Consider the following 17,259-nt stretch of genomic DNA (forward strand, 5'->3'; position numbering starts at 1 on the left):
TGCATCATCGCTCTCCCGTCAAGCTGCGCACATCGACGAGATGGCCCGCGACGGCGGCTGCGGCGGCCATGGCGGGCGACATCAAGTGGGTACGAGAGCCGGCGCCCTGGCGACCCTTGAAATTGCGGTTGGTGGTAGAAGCGCAGCGCTCGCCGGGGCGCAGCATGTCGCCGTTCATCGCCGCGCACATGGAACAGCCCGAAGCGCCCCATTCGAGCCCGGCCGCCTTGAACACTCGGTCCAGGCCTTCCTGCTCGGCCTGCCGCTTGACCGCCGTGGACCCCGGCGACACCAGGCCGGGCACTTTGGCCTTGCGGCCGGCCAGCACCGTGGCCGCCGCGCGCAGGTCTTCGATGCGGGCGTTGGTACAGGAACCGATGAAGACGCGGTCGACCGCGATGTCGGTCAGGCGCATGCCGGCACGCAAGCCCATGTATTCGAGCGCATCGCGGATATGTGCGGCCTTGGAGGAGTCGGCGACGCGCGCCGGATCGGGCACCGTCGCGTCCACGGGCAGCGCGTCCTCGGGCGTAGTGCCCCAGGTGACCGTCGGCACGATGTCCGCGGCGTCCAGGACGATCTCTCTTTCGAATTCGGCATCGGCATCGCTTGCCAGGGCGAGCCACTGCAAGGCCGCAAGCTCGAAAGCGGCGCCGCGCGGCGCGAAGGCGCGCTCGCGCACGTAATCGATGGTGGTCTGATCGGGCGCCACCATGCCGCAGCGCGCGCCCGACTCGATGGACATATTGCACAAGGTCATGCGCCCTTCCATGCTGAGCGCACGCACCGCGGCGCCGGCATACTCGATCACGTGCCCCACCGCGCCGTCGGCGCCGACGCGCGCAATCATGGACAGCGCGACGTCTTTCGCGCTGGCGCCGCCAGGCAAGGTCCCTTCGATGCGCACGCGCATACGCGCCGGACGCTTCTGCCACAGGGTCTGCGTCATGAGTACGTGGGCGACCTCGGATGCGCCCACGCCGAAGGCCCAGGCGCCCAATGCGCCATGCGTGGAGGTATGGCTGTCTCCCTCGACCACCAGCAGGCCGGGCAGCGTCATCCCGGTTTCGGGGCCGACCACGTGCACGATGCCCTGCCCCGGATCGTCCATGTCGTACAGACGGATGCCGTGCTCGCGCGCATTGGCCGCAAGCTGATCCATCATCCTCAGCATTTCGGGCTCGGGATGCTCGCGGCCGCGGGTAGGCACGTAGTGATCGGCGATCGCCACGGTCAGGTCGGGCCGGGCAACGCGCGCCCCACGCTCCCGCAACTTGTTGAAGGCGTGGAACGAACCTTCCTGCACATAATGCCGGTCGACCCAGACCAGGCTTGCACCGTCTTCGCGCTGCGCGATGACATGCATATTCCAGAGTTTGTCGAAAAGGCCTAGTGGGCCTGCCGCACTCGCCATCGGATGCTCCGTTATCACAATAAGGACCTGCTCCAAACCACACAGCCGGGTCGGCCTGGCCGCGAGTATCCGCCGCAGCAGCCCGGACCCGCCGACATGACAAGCCGGCGCGGCCCGGCGCGCCGGCAAACCCCAATAACATGGCACCGCGGCCGGCCGCGCCGTGCTGCGAGCGCCAGCGTTACTTACTGGTACTTGCGCCCTTGCTCCAGCAGCTCGGGCGTGCCGATCAATGCGTTGAGCTCGTCGAAATCGAACATTTCCTCGCGCATGGGGGAGGTGGTGCCGTGTTTCTTGAGAGTCTCGAAATAGCGCTGTAGCTGGCGCGCCGCGAACCGTACCGTGCCTCCCGGGAAGATGACGATGCGAAAGCCCAGGCCGGACAACTGGTCGGTACTGAGCACAGGCGTCTTGCCGCCCTCGACCATATTGGCCAGCAGCGGGATATGCGCCGCATAGCGCTCGCAGACGATGCGCATCTGCTCGGTCGATCCCGGCGCCTCGACGAATAGCGCGTCGACGCCGCACTCGCGATAGGCCTGCGCGCGATCGAGCGCGGCCTCGAAGCCCTCGACCGCGACCGCGTCGGTGCGCGCCAGGATCAGGGTTGCGTCGTCATGCCTGGCATCTAGCGCGGCCTTGAGCTTGCCGCACATCTCCGCCTTGGACACCAGGGCCTTGTTCTCGAGATGGCCGCAGCGCTTGGGAAAACTCTGGTCTTCCAACTGGATCATCGCCGCTCCGGCGCGCTCCATGTCCCGAACGGTGCGTTGAACGTTCAAGGCATTGCCGAAGCCATTGTCCGCGTCGACGATCACCGGAGTCTCGACACGGTCGGTGATGCGCGCCAGCACATTGACGGCTTCGCTGGCAGTGGTCAAGCCGACATCGGAGCGGCCCAGCTGCGTATACGCAACCGCTCCGCCCGAGAGATAAAGCGCCTCGAAGCCCGCTTGCGCGGCGGTCAGCGCGGTCAGCGCGTCGCAGACTCCGGGGGCAAGCACTGCCGGGCCGCGCTGCAGGCGCTCCTTGAGACGGGACGGATTGGCGGCGGAAGTTGCGCTCATTGCGTGTACGGCTCCTTGTATCTCGATGCTATGCATTGCCCACGGGCCATAAGGCCCAGGGCAAGGAAAGTGGCCCGGCCCGCATCCGCATCCGCATCCGCAAACGCGGCTCGGCTCGGCTCGGCTCGGCTCGCCGGATGATGCTCCAGCGGCGCTGCGGCGCAAGCGCGATGGGCGACGCCGAACTGCGGCGTCCATGAGCCCGGATGCTAGCGACAATTCAGTTTATTTCGTACCATGTGAAAAACAAATCAACTTTTGTTGAAACGAAAATTCAAATTTCTTGATGAAGATCGAAGCCTTTATCACGCTGGAAGCCGTGCTGCGCTCGGGCACCATGGCGGCCGCCTCGAAAGAAATGAACATGACGCCCAGCGCCGTCAGCATGCAGATCAAGCAGATCGAGGCTTACCTGGGGCAGCCGCTGTTCGACCGTTCTGGCCTGCAGGCCAGGCCTTTGCCCGCGGCCCACGAAGTGGCTGGCGCCATGCGGCAGGCGCTGCAAAGCCTCGAGGCCTTGCGCCACCAGCGGCACATCCAGGTCGAAGGCACCATACGCCTGGGCGTCATCGATTCCATGCAGCCGATACTCCTGCCGGGCATCCTGCGGGAACTGCGCGACCATTACCCCGCTTTGCATGTGCACCCGAGCCGCGGCAAGAGCGCCACGCTGGTCGACGCGGTAAAGGCCGGCGAACTGGATGCAGCCGTGGTCGGGCAGCCCGAATCCGGCGGGTCGGCGCGGCTGCGATGGCACACCTTGCTGGTCCGGGAGCTGGCGCTGATCGTCCCGCCGCTCGAGCGCGAAACCTCCGTCAAGGCGCTGCTCAAACGCTACGAATGGATACGCTACGACCGCAAGACCGTGGTCGGACGCATGTCGGCGCGCTATTTCAAGACCCAGGGCGGTGCGCGCCACAGCCAGGTCGAACTGGACGAGGTGCGGGCGGTGGTCGCAATGGTCAGCGCCGGCCTGGGTATTTCCATGGTGCAATTGGCCGAACCCAGCATTTGCCTGACCTATCCCGTCCGCGTGCTGCACCCCGTCCCGCCCCCGCCTACATTGAGGTTCGCACTGGTCGTGCGCGCCGGCGACGCGGACAAGAGAACATTGAACGTGCTCAGGCAGACCATGGACGCCGTCTTGCGGGACAGGCAAGTTCCGCAAGATTGACGAGCAGGCCGCCACACCTCATGCCAGGCTCGAAATGGGCTGCGCCGAAGCGCCCAGGCACGACAGGCGGCCCGTGGCCGGCGCATCGCAATGGCGCCCGCCGCGCCTCGCCGGCCCTCGCCCATCCACCCTTCGAAAAAACACAATAGTTGTTGATCTCTTTCTAATCCTCGGAACAATCGCGCAAGTTACGATGCCTCCATGAACGATCTGCCAGGAGGCTAGAGGTGCGCGATTTGCCGGAAAACATCGACGGGCTGTTCACGCCCGAAAGCCTGTGGCAATCGTGGCTGGACGTCGAGGCGGCGCTGGCCCTGACGCAAGGCGAGCTGGGCATGATACCGGCGCATTGCGCGACCCGCATCGCAGAACAGTGCCAGTTGTCGGGCTTCGATCTGCCGGCGCTCAAGGCCGACATCGCCCTCACCATGGCGCCGGTACTGTCGCTAACGCACGCGCTGGCCGACCTGTGCGGCGCAGAGGCCGGCGGCTATGTGCACTGGGGCGCCACCACGCAGAACGTCATCATGGCCGGCCGCCTGCTGCAACTGCGCAAGGCACACGCGCTGCTGCTTGGGCGCCTGGCCCGAGTCCTGGACGCGCTGGCGGCCCTGGCCTCGGACAACGCCGGGCAGGTGACGGTGGGGCGCACCAATCGCAAGCATGCGCTGCCCATTACCTTCGGCTTCAAGGCGGCATCCTGGATCGACGAAATACTACGCTGCGTACAACGCCTGCGCGAAGTCGAGGCACGCACTTTCCGCCTGGTGTTCGGCGGCGCCATAGGCGCCATGCAGTCCTTCGGCGCGCAAGGCCCGGCCCTGACCAAGGCCCTGGCCGCCAGGCTCGGGCTGCGCGACTCGCTCGTGCACGCACGCAATACCCTGGACTCCATGAGCGAATACGTGCTGGCCCTGGCGCTGTTCGGCATGGCCTGCTCGCGTATCGGCAAGGAGCTCTACATCCTCATGACCGAAGAGATCGACGAGGTCGAAGAGGACCTGGGGCCGGGCGTGATCGGCAGCAGCACGATGCCGCAGAAGAACAACCCCAAGCACGTCGTCGCCCTGCTGGCCCGCGCGGCGCGCCTGCGGGCCATGGCCGCCCCCGCGCTGGAAGCCGGGCAGCCCAGCCATGAAGGCGACGCAGCCAGCAATCAGCTGATCGCCGAACTCGTCGACCAGTCGGCCATCTCGGCCTACGACCTGGCGCGGCGGCTGGACTGGCTGCTGCGCAATCTGCGCCTGAAGCCGGACCATATGCAGCGCAACCTGGGGATTTCGGCCAATGTGGTGGCCTCCGAGAACCTGATGCTGCTGCTGGCGCAGGGCATGGGGCGCCAGGCCGCGCACGACCTGGTGCATGAACTGATAGCACGCCACAAGCAGACCAGCACCCCTGTGCTGGAGCTGTTGCTGGAACACCCTGCCGTAGCAAACCGCTACGACGCCGGGCAATTGCGGCGCGCCATGGACCCCACGCACTACACGGGACTGAGCGCCGAGATCGCCCTGGCCGCTGCTGACCAGGCCCGGCGGGAAGCCGCCGCCCTCGCGGCTATATCTCGTTAAGCGCCGTTCCCGGCTTGAGTATGCGCAGGTCGCCTTTGGCGCCGGCGCGTGCGAGCGCGCGCAAGTGCTCGCGCAGGCACTTCAGGAACAAGTCGGCCAGGGGCGGCCTGTTGTCCACCGGATAGATACAGCCGTAGGTAACCCAGCGCTCGGGCACCAGCGGGCGCAACACCAGCTCGGCATCCGGCACCGGGTACAGACAGCCTCGGTCTATCAGAGAAATCCCGTTGCCCTCGCGCACCAGTTGCTGCACCAGTATCGTGGATGTCGACTCGATCGCAATGTGTGGCGTGATGCCGGCCGAAGCATAGACCTCGTCCAGCCGCCGGCGCCATAGCTGGTTGCCCTGCAGGGTTACCACGGGCTCCTGCGCAAGCTGGGCAGCGGTGATGCTGCTTTCTTCGGCCAGCGCATGGGCGCGCGGCAACAGCACCCCGACACGCGCCTGGAACACCGGCTCGACATCGAGTTCCATGATCGCGTTGGTGACCGGCAGCGAGATCAGCCCCAGGCTGAAACGCCGGCGCGCCACCTTGTTCTCGATGTCGAAGCGCCCTTCGACGTGAATGCGGCACTCGAAGCCCGAATGGGCGCGGCGCATGCGGGTGATGGCCGGAACGGCCAGGCTCGCCCCCAGCGGAGGCGAGGTCACGAAAGTGAATTTCTCGGTGGTGCGATGCCGTATGTCCGCGGCGATTTGCTGCATTTCATCGATACCGCCCAACACCTGTTCCACTTCCTGGTAGAACATTTCGCCTTCCAACGTCAGCACCAGCTTGCGCCGGCTGCGGCTGAACAAGGTGATCTTCAGTTCGGCCTCGAGCAGGCCGACGAGCCGGCTGGCGGCCGACTGGCTCATGTGCATGCGTTCGGCTGCGGCGGCCAGCGACCCCTGCAGCACGATGGAGCGGAATACGCGCAGCGCTTTCAGATTCATGTCCCGCTCCCGCGCCGGCCGACGGGCAGCGCCTCGTCCTGCGACGGATACCGGCTCTGGCTCTGGCTCTGGCTCTGGCTCTGGCTCTGGCTCTGGCTCTGGCTCTGGCTCTGGCTCTGCAATTGTTGCATTTTTTCGAAGGAAATATAGGTTTATTCTAATAAACGCGCATCATGCCGATGATACGATTTCTTCGACCCTTGGGAAAGCGCCGATTCGCGCCCAAACTTCACTATTTCGACAATAAAGGAGACTCGCCATGTCATTCTCACGCTATAGCAAATTCCTGGCCATGGGATTTCTGTCGACGCTCGCCGTGTCGTTCGGTAGCGCCGCAAGCGCTGCCGGCACGAATGCCGCCGAACTGCATACCGTTGAAAAAGGTCAGATTCTCTATGCCTTCCGTGCGGACGACAAGCCGGTCTCCTTTATCAAGGACGACAAGCCGGCCGGCTTCATGGTGGACCTGACCACCGAGATCGCCAAAAGAATCAATCTGAAGCCGGAGTATGTCGCCACCGATTTCTCCAGCATGGTGCCTTCCATCAGCAGCCACCGCTATGACTCCGCCGCCTTCGCCGTGCTGGTGACGCCGCCGCGCGAGAAAGTGGTGAACTTCACGACCCCCGTGAACTTCGCCCAGGCACGGCTGGTGTCGCTGAAGAAGGCTCCGCTGCAGACCGTCAAGAACGCAGGCGGCAAGACTGTGGCCATTACCGTGGGCAGCGCATTGATACCGGTGCTGCAAAAGCTCGAGCCCACCATCAGTGTCAGGACGTTCCCGAACATCGCAGCCAGCACCGCCGCGCTCAAGACCGGGCAAGTCAGCGGCCTGTTCACCGGCTTTGAGGCCTCTTCGGGCCTGCTGAAGAGGAACCCCGATTTCATGGCCAGCGAGTCGGTCATGAGCGGCAAAGGCGCGCTGCCCGTCGCGAAAGACCGGCCGGCACTGCTGAAAGCCATGAACACTGCTCTTGGGGACATCATTGCCGACGGCACCTACATGAAGCTCTACAGCAAGTGGTATCCCGGCGAGGGCGAGCCTGCCGGCATGGCGCAGGAATACCCGAATTTCAAGAAGTAGTTCCCGATTTCTCACGAACACTCTATAGCATTTGGGCGAGGTGGCCATGGAAGGGCTGAACAATGTGCTCGCAACTTTTTTCGATGTTCATCTCATCGCGGATACCTTGCCCGACCTGCTGCGGGTGGGTCTGCCGAACACGCTGATATTGTCGGTGATAGGCACGTTCTTTTCGTGCATCATCGGGCTGTTCTTCTCGTTCGGCCTGATGTCGAAGAAGTTCCTGGTGCGCCTGCCGTTTCGCATCTATGTCGATATCTTCCGCGGTGCGCCCCACATATTGAGCATCTTCCTGATCGGCGCCGGCTTGCCCATGGCGGGCCTGATGGTCTTCGGCCACTGGACCTACGGATACGCCGGCCTGGCCGTGGGTGTGGTGGAAGGCGCCTATATGGCGGAAATCTTCCGTTCCGGGTTCCAGGACGTCGATAAAGGCGTGGTCGAAGCCGCGCGCAGCCTGGGGATTTCGCTCTGGAAGACCACGCGCCTGATCGTCATCCCCATCGGAATCCGGACGGTGCTTCCGGCGCTTACCGGCCAGTCCATCATCATCATCCGCAGCACCGCGCTGGTATATCTGCTGGGCCTGACCATAGGCCAGCGTGAACTGTTCTCCATCGGCCACGACGGTACGATCAACAGCGCCAACTTCTCGCCGCTGGTGGCCTCCGGCATCGTCTACCTGATGATCACCGTTCCCCTGACCTATATCGTGAACGCCTGGGAACGGCGGCTGCATAACGGCCCCAAGATCCGACTCGAAGCGTCCGAAGAAGGCTGAGCGACCATGTCCACTACAAGCACCGTTGTTGCCGACAAAACCCTCTCGACGCCATCGTCCGTCGGCCACCCGCAGCCCGCGATCGTGTATTCGCACGTCGGCAAGCGATTCGGGCGTACCGTGGTCCTGGAAGACATCGACCTGAGCGTGGACACGGCGGAAACCATCTGCCTGCTCGGGCCCTCGGGGTCCGGAAAATCGACGCTACTGCGTTGCACCAACCTGCTCGAAGTGCCCGATCGCGGCCAGATCAGCATCCACGGGCAAGTCATTACCGACAAGGGCGCCGATGTCGACGGCATCCGGACCCGGGTCGGCATGGTCTTCCAGAGATTCAATCTCTTTCCCCATTGCAGCGTCCTGGAAAACGTGACCATGGCCCTGCGGGCCGTGCACAACAAGCGCCGCGAAGAAGCCGTTGCCATCGCGCGTTCGAAGCTCGAGCTGGTCGGCCTCGATCACCTGCGCGATCGCCGCCCCGCACAGTTGTCGGGCGGACAGCAGCAAAGGGTGGCCATAGCGCGCGCCCTGGCGATGAACCCCGAGGTCATGCTGTTCGACGAAGCCACGTCGGCGCTCGACCCCGAACTGGTCGGCGAAGTGCTCGACGTCATGCGCGACCTCGCCAAACAAGGCATGACCATGGTCGTCGTCACGCATCAGATGCGCTTCGCGAAAGAAGTAGCCAGCCGCGTGGTGTTCCTCGACCACGGGCATCTGCTGGAAATCGCCCCGCCCGAAGAATTCTTCGAAAACCCGCGCAGCGAGAGACTGCAGTTGTTCTTGAAGCGGGTGTTGTAAGCGGCTGGCCGGGCTGTCCAGCCAGGAAAAATACAGTACTGCCCGCCTGCCCGCCCACGGAGTGAATGGGCGCGATGAGTCAGGCCGCCCGCCGTCGCGGCAGATGCACGTCCACCGCGATGTCTGCGAAGGGTGCGTGGATCAGGCCCTGCTCATCCTTCTCTATGGCCATCCATTCCATCAGCGCAGTCACGTCGCCATGCACGTTCTTGTAGTCACGGCCCAGCAGCTTAGCCAAGGCTGAAATCGACGTTAGCCCCGTCTCGCGCAACGCAGCGATCAGTTCCCAGCGGCGCGGCGTGAAAACAGCGAGCATCTGGCTCACGTCATCAAATCCTACCTCGAAGTGCGGCGCGGGCTGCCTGCCCTGCTCCAGGGCGCTCATCGCGTCGGCGGCATGTTTCAGGGCACGCCCGGGCCCGCCGCCCACAACCACATGGAGAGTTTGATCATTTGTCATAGTCGGCTCCTTCAACATCAGCCATGAAATCGACCATCAATTGCCGCGGCCCCTTGAATTCATAGGATGACTCCACGCCCCGGAGGTGCTTGTGGTCACCCTTGCCGCGCTCATTGTCATAGCCCACGACCCTCTGTCCATCTATCACATATACAAGACGGTATTTGTAAGGATGGTCCGATGGCGGAACGGGCCAAGGCACCTGCCACACCACGGCTTCTATAATGCCGCGCTTGTAAATAGTGCGGCTGCGGTGCAGAAGAGTCGCTTTCATATGGTGTATAACACCATATATTAGATATGGTGTCAACCACCATAGCAGCTACGCCGCTTTCCGTGGCGTAGCATAGCTTGATAGCGCATCTGCTTTGGAAGCAGAGGGTCGCGAATTCGAATTCCAACGCCCCGACACGACAAAACTACGGGCTCGAGAAAACGCACAAGCCTCTTCTTCTTTCATGCCGATGATCTCGGCCGCCCCGACTCCGCAGTGACCGGCCAAGAGCCGGGAACCCGGCGCAATCCTCCCAAACAGAGGCAAATATCCGCGGCCGCCCCGCCCGCAAGCGACGCGTATAATGAATCGCACAAGCTCGGAACCGAGGACGCGATTCATGAATTTTCGCAAGCCATCCGACACGATGTGGGTCGATGCCGTCACCCTGCTGGAACGGGCCGACCGCCTGCATCGCCAGTTCTTCCATCTACGCCCCGACCCGGTTTCGGGCCCCGCCTGGGAACCTCCCATAGACGTATTCGAGACCGGCCGCCATCTGTATGTGCAGGTGGCCCTGCCCGGCGTCGACCCCGCGCATGTCAAGGTCGTGATCGACGGCGACTCCCTGCTGGTCGTAGGCGAACGCCCTCTTCCCGCCGCTCCGGGGTCGCGCATCCGCCGCATTGAAATTCCCTACGGGCGGTTCGAGCGGCGCATAGGCCTGCCCGCCGGCCAGTTCGAAATCAAGGAATCGCAACTGGCCAACGGCTGCCTGCAACTGGGCCTGCTGAGACTGAACTGAAGCAGAAGGGATAAACAGCCATGGACCGCCAAACACCTGAAGCCGAATCCCGTTCCGAATTACCAGCCACCCCCGCCGTCGAAGGCGACAAGCCGCAACAGGCCGAGGCGCTGTCGCTGCCCGCGGGCGCGCTCATCATCATCCCGGTGCGCGGCCTCGTGCTGTTCCCGGGCCTGGCCGCGCCGATCGCGATCACGCAAGAGGCCACCATGCTGGCGGCCCAGGAAGCCGCGCGCACCGGACGGCAGGTGGGCGTATTGCTGCAAAAGAATGCGCAGGACGAGGCTCCCGTAGTCGACGACCTGTACCGGGTGGGTACGGTGGCCAATATATTGCGCTACGTCACCACGCCGGACGGCACGCATCACATCATCTGCCAGGGCGAGCAGCGCTTCCGCGTCACCGAATTTCTCGAAGGCTATCCCTATATGCTGGCTCAAGTGGAACGCCACCCCGAACCGCAAGGCAGCAGCCCCGACATCGAAGCCCGCATGCTGCAGCTCAAGGCGCGCGCGGTCGAAGCGCTGCAGTTGCTGCCGCAGGCGCCGGCAGAACTGGGAACCGCGCTGCAAAACATCAGTTCTCCCGCCCAGTTGGCCGATTTCGTCGCCGGGCTGATGGACCTCAAGCCCGAAGACAAGCAGAAGATACTCGAAACCTTCGATCTGCTGCCGCGCCTGGACCGTGTGCTCGAACAGGTGGCCCACTTCCTCGAAGTGCTGCGCATCAGCCACGACATCGACCAGCGCACCAAAGAACGCTTCGAAGACCGGCAGCGCGAAGTGCTGCTGCGCGAGCAGCTCAAGACCATACAGAACCAGTTGGGCGAAAGCGAGGGCAATGGCGCCGAGATCGCCGAAGTCGAAGAGCACATCGCCAAGGCCGGCATGCCGCCGGAAGTAGAAACCCATGCGCGCAAGGAACTGAAGCGGCTGCAGCATATGTCCGACGGCTCGGCCGAATACTCCATGCTGCGCACCTACCTGGACTGGCTCACGGAACTGCCGTGGTCGGTGCAAACCGAAGACAGCATAGACATCGCCCGCGCCCGCGCCATCCTGGACGAAGACCACTACGGCCTGGAAAAAATCAAGCGGCGTATTCTCGAATACCTGGCGGTGCGCAAGCTCAACCCCAAGGGCAAGAGCCCCATACTGTGCTTTGTGGGGCCGCCGGGGGTGGGCAAGACCTCGCTGGGCCAGAGCATCGCGCGCGCGACGGGGCGCAAGTTCGCCCGCGTCAGCCTGGGCGGCGTGCACGACGAGGCCGAGATCCGCGGCCACCGCCGCACTTACATCGGCGCCCTGCCCGGCAACATCATCCAGGCCCTGCACAAGGCCGGCGCGCGCAACTGCGTCATGATGCTAGACGAAGTCGACAAACTGGGTTCCGGCATACAAGGCGACCCGGCCTCGGCGCTGCTCGAGGTGCTGGACCCTGAACAGAACTCCAGCTTCCGCGACAATTACCTGGGCGTGCCCTTCGACCTGTCGCAGGTGTTCTTCATCTGCACCGCCAATGTGCTGGACACCATACCCGGGCCGCTGCGCGACCGCATGGAAATCATCGCGCTGACGGGCTATACCGAAGAAGAAAAACAACAGATAGCCCGGCGCTACCTGGTCGGGCGCCAGCTCGAGGCCAACGGGCTCACGGCGCAGCAGTGCGAGATCACCGATGCCGCGATACAGGCCATCATCCATGGGTATACGCGCGAAGCGGGCGTACGCAATCTCGAACGCGAAATCGGCAGCGCCATGCGCCATGCGGCGATGCGCATCGCCGAAGGTTCGGCGCAACATGTGCGCATCGACGCCGGCGACCTGCAAACCATCCTCGGCCCCGACAGGTACGAAAGCGAACTGGCGATGCGTACCAGCATGCCGGGCGTGGCCACGGGCCTGGCCTGGACGCCCGTGGGCGGCGACATACTCTTCATCGAGGCCAGCCGCACGCCGGGCAACGGCAGGCTGATGCTCACCGGCCAACTGGGCGACGTCATGAAGGAAAGCGCCCAGGCTGCGCTTACGCTGCTCAAGGCGCACGCCGCCGAATTCCAGGTCGATCCGCAGATATTCGAACACAGCGACATACACGTGCACGTTCCGGCCGGCGCGGTGCCCAAGGACGGCCCCAGCGCGGGCGTGGCGATGTTCGTGGCGCTGGCGTCCATGGCCAGGAACCAGCCTGTACGCCACGATTGTGCCATGACCGGCGAGATCAGCCTGCGCGGGCTGGTGCTGCCCGTAGGCGGCATCAAGGAAAAAGTGCTGGCCGCCATGCAGGCCGGCATCAAGACCGTGCTGCTGCCGGCGCGCAATCGCAAAGACCTCGAAGACATCCCGGAACAAGCGCGTGCCTCGCTGCAATTCGTCTGGCTCGAGAAAGTGGCCGACGCGATTGCCGTGGTGTTCGAGCGCGCGGCCGACTGATCGCAAGCGCGAGCCCATCGCGCGCAATCCCCTCTTTGGCCCGTGACTATTTACCCGGCGCGCGGATGCTTGCGCGCCGCCGCAGCCGCAAGTGCAAGGCGCTTGCTCTCCGTTTTCTGTATTCGGAAACCATAGCTTCAGCTTTTTCGAAATCCCAGGCCTGTAGGACATCCTAGACTAGTAGACCTTTTCGAAATCCTTCCGAAAAACACTGGAGACAGACAGCATGCGAATTTCCATGCCCGGTATCAAGAATGTATTGCTGGCCGGCCTGGTGGCCGTGACCGGCGTGGCCTTGCCCGCAGCCAGCCAAGCCGCGGACTACCCGACATCGCGCCCCATCAATGTATTGGTGGGCTTTCCCGCGGGCGGGCCATCCGACCATGCGGCCCGCATCATGACCAAGCTCTTGCAGCAGGCCTGGCCCCAGGCCAAGTTCATCGTCATGAACCAGGGCGGCGCCAACGGCACGATCGCCAACAGCAATGTGGCGCATGCGGCCCCCGACGGCTATACCCTGCTGCTGGGCACACAAAGTATGGTCAATATTCCTTATCTGCACAAAAAAGTGCCTTACGATACGGCCAAGGACCTGGTGCCCGTCGCAATGCTGCTGAAGATGCCCAACGTGCTGGTGGTGGGCCCTTCGGTCAAGGCCAAGGACTATGCCGAATTCATGCAGCAAGTCAAGGCAGCGCCCGGCAAGTACACCGCATTTTCTTCCGGCATCGGGTCCGATCCCCATCTGGCCGTGGAAGAATTCATGGAAAAAACCGGCTACAAGATGCTGCATGTGCCTTACAAGGGCGGCGCCGCTGGCCTGCTGGACATGATAGCCGGCCGCGTCGATTGTTCCTTTGCCACGCTGGGCACGGTGCAGGGCCAGTTGCAAAAAGGCCAGGTACGCGCCTTCGCGGTGGGCAGCGAGAAGCCCTACCCGCTGTTGCCCGGCGTGCCGACCTTCGAACAACTTGGCGTCAAGGACTTCGCTCCGGCCGCCTGGTACGGGGTACTCGCTCCCAAGGGCACACCGGCTGCGATCGTCGACAAGCTGAACAAGACCATTACCCAGGTCATGAACTCAAAAGAAGGGGTCGAACAGCTCGCCAGCATGGGCGCCACACCCACGCGACTGACGCCCGAAGAGTACAACAAGGTATACCAAGAGGACATCGTGGAAAGCGGCAAGCTCATCAAGCATCTGGGCATAGAACCGAGCTGACACTTGCCAGCCGCGCGCCCGGCCGACGGCCGGGGCCGGCTCGAACCCGGGCCGCTGTATAGGTACGCGGCGGCGGCGCAGAGGGCATTCCGGACAGGATTGCCCTTTTTTTCATGGGCGAGGATACCGGCGCCATACGGGCGGGAGTTCGGGCAGCCATACTCCACACTGCTTATACTTATGGGATTCACATTCAGCCTGCCGGGCCCCGACGGCCGGCGCCATGCAATCCCCATGAAGAAACTGGATACCGCCGCGCTCGAGATTTTCGTCGCCGCCGTCGAAGAGCAAAGCTTGTCCAAGGCAGGCGAGCGCGAGAATCTCGTCACCTCGGCCATCAGCAAGCGCATCAGCGACCTGGAAAAACATCTCGGCAAGCGCCTGCTGCAACGCCACGGCCGCGGCGTGGAGCCCACCGCGGTGGGCGACATGCTGTATCAGCGCGCCAAGCTCATCCTGCGCAACCTGCACCAGACCGAAGAAGCCGTGGCCGCCTATGCCAGCGACGGCACGCCGCGCATCCGCCTGCTGGCCAACCCGTCCACCAACCTGCAGTTCCTGCCGGGCCCCATAGCTACCTTTCTCGCGGGACGGCGCAACACCAGCATCGACCTGCTCGAAAGCCATAGCTACGACATCCCCCGCCTGATCGCTTCGGGCCATGGCGACATCGGCATCTATCACGCCGAACAGCCCGCCACCGGCGTCATTTCATACCAATACAAGAAAGACCGTGTGGGGCTGGTGGTGCCCAATGGCCATCCGCTCAGCCGCCACGACCAGATCCACTTCGAGGACGCGCTGGACTATGACCTGCTGGGCTACTTTCCGCGCCACTCGCTGGACCAGTTCCTGTCCTATATCGGGCCCGGCCTTTCCCGGCCGCCCAACGTCAAGCTGCAAGTAGCCAATTTCGAGACCCGCTGCAATATGGTGCGCGAAGGCCTGGGAATAGCGGTGGTGCCGGAACGAATCGCAGCCAACTATCTCGGCCCCATGGGGCTGACCTTGATCCACTTGCTGGACGACTGGGCCGAGCGCCAGTTCTATATCTGCATCTCGCCCACGGACGGCAGCAACGGCCACGCGGCAGAACTGCTGGAACATCTGCTGCGTGAATTGCGGGAATAAGGGTCTTATGTCCGGTGTGCAGCGCCCGCGTCGGGGCCACCCCCTTCGCGCCACACTGCCACCGCATCCACAGCCACGACCGCGTCTTTCTGCACGAACAGCGGGTTGATCTCGGCCTCGGCCACGGGTTGGCCTTCCAGGCAGGCCAGGCGGGAAAACGCCGCCACGGCATCGGCCAGGGGGCCCAGGTCGGCCTGCGGCAGGCCGCGGTAGCCTCGCACCAGCCGTATGTGGCGCACCTCTTCGATCATTTCCATGGCCTGCTCGCGGCTGACCGGCGCCAGGCGCAGCGAATAATCGGGGATCAGCTCGGCGGCGACGCCGCCGGCGCCCAGCAGGACGGTCGGCCCCACCAAGGGATCGTGGCGATAACCCAGTATCAGTTCGATCAGGCCCCGTTCCATGGGCTGCACCAGGAAGCCCTCGAGGCGCGCCTCGGGACAAGCCCGGGCCACATCTTCGGACATGCGGGCCATGGCCGCGGACAGCGCTTCGCGATCCGCCAGGCCGGTGCGCACGCCGCCGGCATCCGTCTTGTGAAGTATGTCGCGCGACACCACTTTCAAGACCACAGGATAAGACTGGGCATGTGCTTCGTCCGCGCTGCGCAGCCATTGCGAATCGGCCATGGGCATGCCCAGCGCGCCGAACAGCCGGCCCGCCTCGGCCTCGTTCAGCGGGCCATGCCGCGGCAAGTCGTCGGGCAGCGACGGAGTGGACTGCCCTGCGCAGGAAACCAACTCGCCGGGCGGCTCGAAAAACGCCGCAAGCGCATCGGCGCAAGACTCGGGCGTGCGGAACGCCGCGATGCCATGGCCCAGCAGGATGGACAGCGACTCGCCGGCCTCGGGGGCGAGGAACGCCGCCAGCGGCCGATCGGACGGCTTGGCGCATTCGATGATGGGGCGTACTGCCAGTTGCGGATGAAACTGCGCCGACGAGCCCACCACGCTCAATACGGCGTCGCACCAGTCGGCCTGCAGCAATTGCTCGAGCAAGTCCAGGTATTGCGCGCTGCTGGCGGCCAAGGTCAGGTCGATGACCGGCGTGCTGCGTATGGTCAGGCCCCGGCCCGCCATATGCGCGACGAATTCCGCGGGCGGCGCTACCGCGGTAAAACCGCGCAGGCCCAGGTTGTCGACCACTGTCGCGGCACCGCCGCCGGTGGTGGTGATGACTGCGATGCGCCGCTGATTCGCCGCCCCGCGCGCGGGGCGCGCGCCAGCATAGGCGCGCGCCAGAGGCGCCAGTTCCAGCAATGCCTCCAGCACGCTGACGCGCATCACGCCATGAGCGGCGAAAAATGCGCCGATCGCCGCGTCGTTGCCCGCCATGGCGCCGGTATGCGATTGCGACAGCGCGTCGCCCTGCTCGGAACGCCCAAGCTTGTAGGCGATTACCGGCTTGCCGGCCGCGCGCGCCCGGTCCAGCGCCGCGCCGAGCGTCTGCGCATCGCGCAAGGTCTCGAGAAACAACAGGATCACGCGAGTGTCCCGGTCGTCCACCAGGCTGTCCACCACTTCGCCCACGGAAATATCGCTTTCGTTGCCCACCGACACCGACTTGGCGAAACCGAAGCCGCGCGCCGCGGCGCGCGACAGCAGCGAGCCCATCATGGAACCGCTCTGCGAGACCAGGCTGATGTCGCCGCGCGGCAGCACGTCCATCTCGAACACGGCATTGACCGACACGACCCCGCCGGTATGCGCATTGGCCGTGCCTATGCTGTTGGGGCCGAGCACGCGCAGGCCGTCGCGGCGGGCCTGTTCTATCAGTTCGCGCTGGGCCTGCGCGCCCGCCTGCCCTATTTCGGCAAAACCGTCCGAATAGATCGAAGCCACCGGCACGCCCTTGCGGGCGCATTCGGCCAGCACCTGCGGCACGTGCCGCGCGGCCGTCATGACGAAGGCATGATCCACAGGCTCGGGAATATCCAGGACGGATTGGTACACGGTTTCCCCGCCGGCGCTGCCGCCCCGGGCATTGACCAGATATACCCGGCCCTGGAATCCGTGCTTGCGCATGAAACGCAAGGGCCTGGCGCTGTTCTTGCTGAGATCGGTGGAAGCGCCTATGAGCGCGACGGAACGCGGCGACAGCAGGGCCGCCGATACACTGGGACTAAGCATGAAACCATCCAATACTGTTCGGTGAATATATCTGTGA

15 protein-coding genes are annotated in these 17,259 nt (G+C 64.1%); 9 read left to right on the top strand and 6 right to left on the bottom strand.

The features are described from left to right. Positions 1–4: 4 nt before the first annotated feature. Positions 5–1,414 (bottom strand): 3-isopropylmalate dehydratase large subunit, encoded by a 1,410-nt coding sequence (gene leuC, locus KVP10_RS17980; protein ID WP_217966114.1) that lies wholly within the window; start codon positions 1,412–1,414, stop codon positions 5–7. Between the two features lie 185 nt (positions 1,415–1,599). Continuing rightward, positions 1,600–2,481: an isocitrate lyase/PEP mutase family protein gene (locus KVP10_RS17985; protein ID WP_217966115.1), complete on the bottom strand. Its 882-nt coding sequence runs from the start codon at positions 2,479–2,481 to the stop codon at positions 1,600–1,602. Between the two features lie 286 nt (positions 2,482–2,767). On the opposite strand from KVP10_RS17985, the gene KVP10_RS17990 reads away from it, so the two are divergent. After that, the gene (locus KVP10_RS17990) at positions 2,768–3,655 is read left to right on the top strand and encodes a LysR family transcriptional regulator (protein ID WP_217966171.1); all 888 of its coding nucleotides are present in this window, start codon (positions 2,768–2,770) and stop codon (positions 3,653–3,655) included. 227 nt (positions 3,656–3,882) lie between these two features. Then, positions 3,883–5,226: a lyase family protein gene (locus KVP10_RS17995; protein WP_217966116.1), complete on the top strand. Its 1,344-nt coding sequence runs from the start codon at positions 3,883–3,885 to the stop codon at positions 5,224–5,226. Here the strand turns inward: KVP10_RS17995 and KVP10_RS18000 are convergent. Beyond that, positions 5,213–6,163, bottom strand: a complete 951-nt coding sequence (locus KVP10_RS18000; protein WP_217966117.1) for a LysR family transcriptional regulator — start codon at positions 6,161–6,163, stop codon at positions 5,213–5,215. The two genes, KVP10_RS17995 and KVP10_RS18000, sit on opposite strands and share 14 nt — an antisense overlap. A gap of 259 nt (positions 6,164–6,422) precedes the next feature. Here KVP10_RS18000 and KVP10_RS18005 point away from each other — a divergent pair, with 259 nt between their 5' ends. From KVP10_RS18005 to KVP10_RS18015, 3 genes are read left to right on the top strand one after another with little or no spacing between them, the layout of a single operon-like run. Then, entirely contained in the window at positions 6,423–7,247 is an 825-nt protein-coding gene (locus KVP10_RS18005; RefSeq protein ID WP_217966118.1) for an ABC transporter substrate-binding protein, read from the top strand. A 46-nt stretch (positions 7,248–7,293) separates the two neighbouring features. Then, complete coding sequence (locus KVP10_RS18010) at positions 7,294–8,028, top strand: amino acid ABC transporter permease (protein ID WP_217966119.1); 735 nt, start codon at positions 7,294–7,296, stop codon at positions 8,026–8,028. A 6-nt stretch (positions 8,029–8,034) separates the two neighbouring features. Then, entirely contained in the window at positions 8,035–8,829 is a 795-nt protein-coding gene (locus tag KVP10_RS18015) for an amino acid ABC transporter ATP-binding protein (RefSeq protein WP_217966120.1), read from the top strand. Positions 8,830–8,908: 79 nt separating this feature from the next. Here the strand turns inward: KVP10_RS18015 and KVP10_RS18020 are convergent, their stop codons facing one another. Together KVP10_RS18020 and KVP10_RS18025 are read right to left on the bottom strand one after the other, a co-directional pair. Next, complete coding sequence (locus tag KVP10_RS18020) at positions 8,909–9,289, bottom strand: HVO_A0114 family putative DNA-binding protein (RefSeq protein ID WP_217966121.1); 381 nt, start codon at positions 9,287–9,289, stop codon at positions 8,909–8,911. Further along, positions 9,279–9,563, bottom strand: coding sequence for a toxin-antitoxin system TumE family protein (locus tag KVP10_RS18025; RefSeq protein WP_217966122.1), 285 nt, complete (start codon positions 9,561–9,563; stop codon positions 9,279–9,281). Before KVP10_RS18025 ends, KVP10_RS18020 begins: the two co-directional genes overlap by 11 nt. Positions 9,564–9,903: 340 nt before the next feature. Here KVP10_RS18025 and KVP10_RS18030 point away from each other — a divergent pair, with 340 nt between their 5' ends. The 4 genes from KVP10_RS18030 (at position 9,904) to KVP10_RS18045 (ending at position 15,093) form a co-directional block, all read left to right on the top strand. Beyond that, positions 9,904–10,308, top strand: a complete 405-nt coding sequence (locus KVP10_RS18030; protein ID WP_217966123.1) for an Hsp20/alpha crystallin family protein — start codon at positions 9,904–9,906, stop codon at positions 10,306–10,308. Between the two features lie 20 nt (positions 10,309–10,328). Further along, positions 10,329–12,740 carry an endopeptidase La gene (gene lon, locus KVP10_RS18035; RefSeq protein WP_217966124.1) on the top strand — a complete coding sequence of 804 codons (2,412 nt, stop codon included), beginning with the start codon at positions 10,329–10,331 and terminating at the stop codon, positions 12,738–12,740. A gap of 226 nt (positions 12,741–12,966) precedes the next feature. Next, entirely contained in the window at positions 12,967–13,962 is a 996-nt protein-coding gene (locus tag KVP10_RS18040) for a Bug family tripartite tricarboxylate transporter substrate binding protein (protein WP_217966125.1), read from the top strand. Between the two features lie 234 nt (positions 13,963–14,196). Next, a complete protein-coding gene (locus KVP10_RS18045) occupies positions 14,197–15,093 on the top strand; it encodes a LysR family transcriptional regulator (protein WP_217966126.1) in 897 nt (298 codons plus the stop codon). A 5-nt stretch (positions 15,094–15,098) separates the two neighbouring features. Here KVP10_RS18045 and KVP10_RS18050 read toward each other — a convergent pair whose 3' ends face one another. Beyond that, positions 15,099–17,222: an acetate--CoA ligase family protein gene (locus KVP10_RS18050; RefSeq protein ID WP_217966127.1), complete on the bottom strand. Its 2,124-nt coding sequence runs from the start codon at positions 17,220–17,222 to the stop codon at positions 15,099–15,101. Positions 17,223–17,259 lie beyond the last annotated feature (37 nt).

The organism is Candidimonas humi, from assembly GCF_019166065.1.
Lineage (GTDB): Bacteria > Pseudomonadota > Gammaproteobacteria > Burkholderiales > Burkholderiaceae_B > Candidimonas > Candidimonas humi.

Coding starts and splice junctions, on each gene's coding strand:
- KVP10_RS18010 (WP_217966119.1), top strand. CDS start 7,294: ATGGAAGGGCTGAACAATGTGCTCGCAACTTTTTTCGATGTTCATCTC.
- KVP10_RS18030 (WP_217966123.1), top strand. CDS start 9,904: ATGAATTTTCGCAAGCCATCCGACACGATGTGGGTCGATGCCGTCACC.
- KVP10_RS17985 (WP_217966115.1), bottom strand. CDS start 2,481: ATGAGCGCAACTTCCGCCGCCAATCCGTCCCGTCTCAAGGAGCGCCTG.
- KVP10_RS18025 (WP_217966122.1), bottom strand. CDS start 9,563: ATGAAAGCGACTCTTCTGCACCGCAGCCGCACTATTTACAAGCGCGGC.
- KVP10_RS18005 (WP_217966118.1), top strand. CDS start 6,423: ATGTCATTCTCACGCTATAGCAAATTCCTGGCCATGGGATTTCTGTCG.
- KVP10_RS18050 (WP_217966127.1), bottom strand. CDS start 17,222: ATGCTTAGTCCCAGTGTATCGGCGGCCCTGCTGTCGCCGCGTTCCGTC.
- lon (WP_217966124.1), top strand. CDS start 10,329: ATGGACCGCCAAACACCTGAAGCCGAATCCCGTTCCGAATTACCAGCC.
- KVP10_RS18020 (WP_217966121.1), bottom strand. CDS start 9,289: ATGACAAATGATCAAACTCTCCATGTGGTTGTGGGCGGCGGGCCCGGG.
- KVP10_RS18045 (WP_217966126.1), top strand. CDS start 14,197: ATGAAGAAACTGGATACCGCCGCGCTCGAGATTTTCGTCGCCGCCGTC.
- KVP10_RS18000 (WP_217966117.1), bottom strand. CDS start 6,163: ATGAATCTGAAAGCGCTGCGCGTATTCCGCTCCATCGTGCTGCAGGGG.
- KVP10_RS18040 (WP_217966125.1), top strand. CDS start 12,967: ATGCGAATTTCCATGCCCGGTATCAAGAATGTATTGCTGGCCGGCCTG.
- KVP10_RS17990 (WP_217966171.1), top strand. CDS start 2,768: ATGAAGATCGAAGCCTTTATCACGCTGGAAGCCGTGCTGCGCTCGGGC.
- KVP10_RS18015 (WP_217966120.1), top strand. CDS start 8,035: ATGTCCACTACAAGCACCGTTGTTGCCGACAAAACCCTCTCGACGCCA.
- leuC (WP_217966114.1), bottom strand. CDS start 1,414: ATGGCGAGTGCGGCAGGCCCACTAGGCCTTTTCGACAAACTCTGGAAT.